Source organism: Nonomuraea sp. NPDC049709 (assembly GCF_040674815.1).
GTDB lineage: Bacteria > Actinomycetota > Actinomycetes > Streptosporangiales > Streptosporangiaceae > Nonomuraea.
This window is the reverse complement of the sequence record NZ_JBFANM010000188.1, coordinates 1-3,962: the sequence shown is the minus strand read 5'-3', so window position 1 is coordinate 3,962 and position 3,962 is coordinate 1. Positions and strand designations below refer to the sequence as shown.

At 64.8% G+C, this 3,962-nt stretch carries 3 protein-coding genes and 2 pseudogenes; 3 read left to right on the top strand and 2 right to left on the bottom strand.

All coding sequences use genetic code 11. The annotated features are described in order from the left end of the window. Positions 1–178: 178 nt before the first annotated feature. Positions 179–1,030 (bottom strand): hypothetical protein, encoded by an 852-nt coding sequence (locus AB0J69_RS61525; RefSeq protein WP_364138624.1) that lies wholly within the window; start codon positions 1,028–1,030, stop codon positions 179–181. A 287-nt stretch (positions 1,031–1,317) separates the two neighbouring features. Between AB0J69_RS61525 and AB0J69_RS61520 the strand changes: the two genes are divergently transcribed. From AB0J69_RS61520 to AB0J69_RS61510, 3 genes and pseudogenes are all read left to right on the top strand, one after another. After that, complete coding sequence (locus tag AB0J69_RS61520; protein WP_364138628.1) at positions 1,318–1,488, top strand: helix-turn-helix domain-containing protein; 171 nt, start codon at positions 1,318–1,320, stop codon at positions 1,486–1,488. 339 nt (positions 1,489–1,827) lie between these two features. Continuing rightward, a pseudogene (locus AB0J69_RS61515) lies at positions 1,828–2,043 on the top strand (ISKra4 family transposase); the annotation flags it as partial. 68 nt (positions 2,044–2,111) lie between these two features. Continuing rightward, positions 2,112–3,257 carry an ISL3 family transposase gene (locus tag AB0J69_RS61510; RefSeq protein ID WP_364138626.1) on the top strand — a complete coding sequence of 382 codons (1,146 nt, stop codon included), beginning with the start codon at positions 2,112–2,114 and terminating at the stop codon, positions 3,255–3,257. A gap of 22 nt (positions 3,258–3,279) precedes the next feature. Here AB0J69_RS61510 and AB0J69_RS61505 read toward each other — a convergent pair. Then, positions 3,280–3,790, bottom strand: a pseudogene (locus AB0J69_RS61505) (transposase); the annotation flags it as partial. Positions 3,791–3,962: the final 172 nt, after the last annotated feature.

Genomic DNA, 3,962 nt, shown 5'->3' with positions numbered 1-3,962 from the left:
GCCGACCGTTTCCCGCTGCTGGCCACCACCCAGGCCACCCCCTCGGCCACCACGACGCAGGAGTTCGGCCTACGCGCCATCCTCGACGGCCTCGAGCACGCCGTCACCCAGCACACCCGGAACAGGGCCGATGTCTGAACCATCGCAGCAGCCTTGGGACCGCGTGTCAGCTATCGGCTCATGGGGGCGTGATAGAGAATGTGGCGCTCCAGGCGTTGTAGCGGGTGTCGAAGCGAAGAACCGCATCCTTGGTGTTGCTCACGCCAAAAAAGCGTGCAGGCATGGTGGAGACCATACGCGTGGGTAAACCTTTCGAGTCCACGGTCAGCTTCCATCTGACGATGTTTTTCGACACCTCGGGGCTTGGACGCTCTCCCCTGAGCCTCGCCTTGAACGATGGGGAGGTCGCATACAGCCAACCCACTGTGATCGTGCCGACGTAGCCGCCTGGAACGGGCGATGCGTTCCTGAGGAGCTTTTTCAGCGCGGCGGGCTCAACGACAACGTTCATCGGCTGGCCATAGAGGCCCGCGAAACCGCCATGCAGCACATAGGGAAAAAATCCGCCCGGCCACGGCTGTGAAGTCTTGTACCACGTCTCACCCTTGGGGATGAGGCTGTCCCAGACGCTGCCGGACAGGTAGATCGACTTGCCGATCGTTATGCTGCGCTCCGGTTCGTTCACCGTCAAGCCCATTGCGGGGTCAGCGTGGAGTCCGAGGTCGCTGGCCTTGACGCCGAACGAGCTGGTGATGTCGGAGGCTGCGATGCCCGAGGCGTTAAGCTGATACGTGCCGGAGCGGCGCAGCAAGATCTTCCGTTTCTGCCCCTCGATGAGGGTGACTCGCTCGACGAACGTGACACCCTTGCCGGCTGCCATCTGCTTCTTGACAACAGCGATCGGGTTCTTCGGTGCGGCAGCATGCGCGGGGACGGCCGTGATCAGCGTCGTGGCCGCCGCTAACCCCATCCCGGCAACGATTCCTCGCACAATGAATTCCTTTCGCTTCTTTCTGAGCTCACGGGGCACGACGTTAGGATTGTGTATTCGGTTTCAGATCGTGGGGGCAGCTTCGGAAACGATCTCGGCGTGCCGCGTATTGAGTCTGGAACAACGACTACAGGAATGTCCAGGGCGGTAGCCGGACATTGATCGGACTTTTCGTGGTGGCGCGGGGGCGCGGCAGCGCCGAGCAACATTCCATCCTTGCGTGGTACGCAGGGCTCTTGGCCGAGGGGGCGCCTTATCCTGCTCTCGGGCCATGCGAGTTCGCGGACGTTGAGAGTGCGTCTCCCGTGGTCGGCTGGCCGGTTCTGATGTCGCTGTACTCGGCATCATGCAACCGTGGGGTGGATCTTGTGCGGCTGCAGTATTCGTTCCGTATCGACCCGGCGCCGGGGCAGCGGATGGCGTTGGCCAAGGCGTTCGGGTGCCCGCGTGGTGTTCAACGACGCGCTCGCGCTGCGCACCCACGCCCACGCCCATGAGCATGGCCTGCGGTTCATCACCGATGCGCACCTGTCCCGCACGGTGATCACCCGGGCCGAGCAGGGCCCGAGCACGCCTGGCTGGGCGAGGTGTCGGCGGTCGTGCTGCGACAGGCCCTGTCCGACGGCACCACCGCGTTCAGGAGCTTTTCGTCTCGGTCAAAGGGGCAGCGGTTATGGGCTGCAGCCTGGAGCCTGCACCCGGCCGCCGACGACTGGGTCGCCGCCCACGCCCTGGCGCTGCTGGCCGGGCACACCGGCCAGGTCATCACCGCGTTGACCGCCCAAGCCACCGCCCTACCCTCCGGGCGCCGTGACGGTATCGACGCCTGCATCCGCTACCTGACCAACAATGCCGGGCACCTGCGCTACGACCAAGCGCTACAGCAGGGATAGCCGATCGCGACCGGCGTGATCGAAGGCGCCGGCCGCCATCTGATCGCCGACAGATTCGACCTGGCTGGAGCCAGATGGGGTCTGGCCGGAGCCGAAGCGGTGTTGAAGCTACGCGCCGTGACGGCCAACGGGCATCTCAACGCATACTGGCGCTACCATCTCGCCCGGCAACACGACCGTGTCCACCAAACCCAGATTGACCCGAAAGCCGGAAGGGCGCGGCTCTCCTGACGCGAGCCTGTCGGTCAGGCTGTGAGGGCGTATCCGTCCTGGTAGCCACACGTAAGGGGCACCGCTACGGCACGATCATGGTGGATCTGGAAACCCGCAGGGTCGTGGACATGATCGACGGCAGGAACGGGGACGCTCTGGCAGCGTGGCTGCGTGACCACCCGTTACCGGAGATCATCTGCCGAGATCGAGCAGGCGGCTACGCTGACGGGGCACGCCAAGGCGCACCCGACGCAGTGCAAGTGGCAGACCGGTTCCATCTATGGCAGAACCTCGGCCAGGCCGTGGAGAAGGACGTCGCCACCGCCCGCCACGACCTCGCAGCAGCGCTGGCCGCCGAGGCCGCAGTCGCCTGCACCGCCGAACCACCACCCGTGGTGCACCACCGCGAGCTCAAAGTCGTCACCCGGCTGCGTCGACATCACGCCGCCGTGCATGAGCTGCTGAAACAGGGTCTCAGCAAGGCGGCTATCGGCCGAGAGCTCGGCCTGCACCCCGCAACCGTCCGCAAGCTGGCCAGCGCCGCCGAGGTTGACACCGTGATTGCCATGAGTCAAAACCGTGCCAGCATCCTGGACGGATACCACGAACACCTGCACCGCCGCTGGAACGAGGGCATTCGAAACGCCGCCCAGCTCACCCGGGAGATCACCACGCTCGGATACTCCGGGACCGAGCAGCAAGTGCAACGCTACCTACGGCGCTTTCGCACCGGTGCCGGTCAGATCGCCGTCCCCGCCCCCAGGCCACCTTCGGGCCGCGACATTACCCGCTGGATCATGTCCAAGCCCGACAACCTGAGCTCCGATGATGCCGGTCAGCTGCGAACCCTTCGCAAGCGCAGCCGCGCTCTGAACCGGCTGGCCCGGCACGTCCAGGACTACGCCCTCATGATGACCCAGCTCCATGGCCACCAGCTGGACGCCTGGATCTCCGCGGCCGAAATGGATTCATTCACCGCGCTGGCTTCCTTCGCCCGCAACCTCCGCCGGGATCTCGACGCTGTCCGCAACGGCCTGACACTGCCTCACAGCTCCGGCCCTGTCGAAGGGCACGTCAATCGCGTCAAGATGCTCAAACGCCAAATGTTCGGCCGCGCGAAACTCGACCTGCTACGCAAACGCACCCTGCACTCCGCCTAGATCACGCAATCTGCGACAGAGCCCGGATCTTGACGTTGATCGCGTCCACGAACAGGACTGGGTACACGCGATCGAGCGGCCGGTTCTGCCATGCCGTCCATGACCTTGTCGGTGATGGTGGAGATGGTCTGCTTGGACACGTTCGTCCCGTAGACCTCTGCCAGGTGGGCGGAGATCTCCCCATGGGTCAGCCCCTTGGCCGACAGGGACAAGACCATCTCGTCCACGCCAGACAGCCGGCGCTGCCGCTTGCGCACCAACTGGGGCTCGAAGGTGCCCGCCACATCGCGCGGCACCCGCACCTCGACCGGGTCGACGTCGGTCACCACGGTCTTGGTGCGACTGCCATTGCGGCTGTTCTTCCCGGCCGGGTCGCGCCGGTCATAGCCGAGGTGATCGGTGATCTCGCCTTCCAGGGCCGACTCCAGCACCCGCTTGGTCAGCTGCTGCAGCAGGCCGCCCTCACCGCTCAGCTGCAGCCCCTCGCTACGGGCGCGATTGACGAGCATCGAGATCAGCTGCTCGTCCGTCATCGAGCGGTCCGGCTCGGCAGGCAGTCGTTCATGGACAGCGACTCCACAGCGATCTCGGACATCAAGCGTCTCTTCCTTGATCTAATCCGTTCATAGGTTTTCGGACTTTCTGGGATGGTCTGTGGGACGATTCATGCATGGCGAGGTTGGGACGGCGGGCCAGCTATGAGGA

What these genes read in the sequence shown, in the direction of transcription:
- AB0J69_RS61520 (WP_364138628.1), top strand. Translation starts at nt 1,318, where the DNA reads ATGTCGCTGTACTCGGCATCATGCAACCGTGGGGTGGATCTTGTGCGG.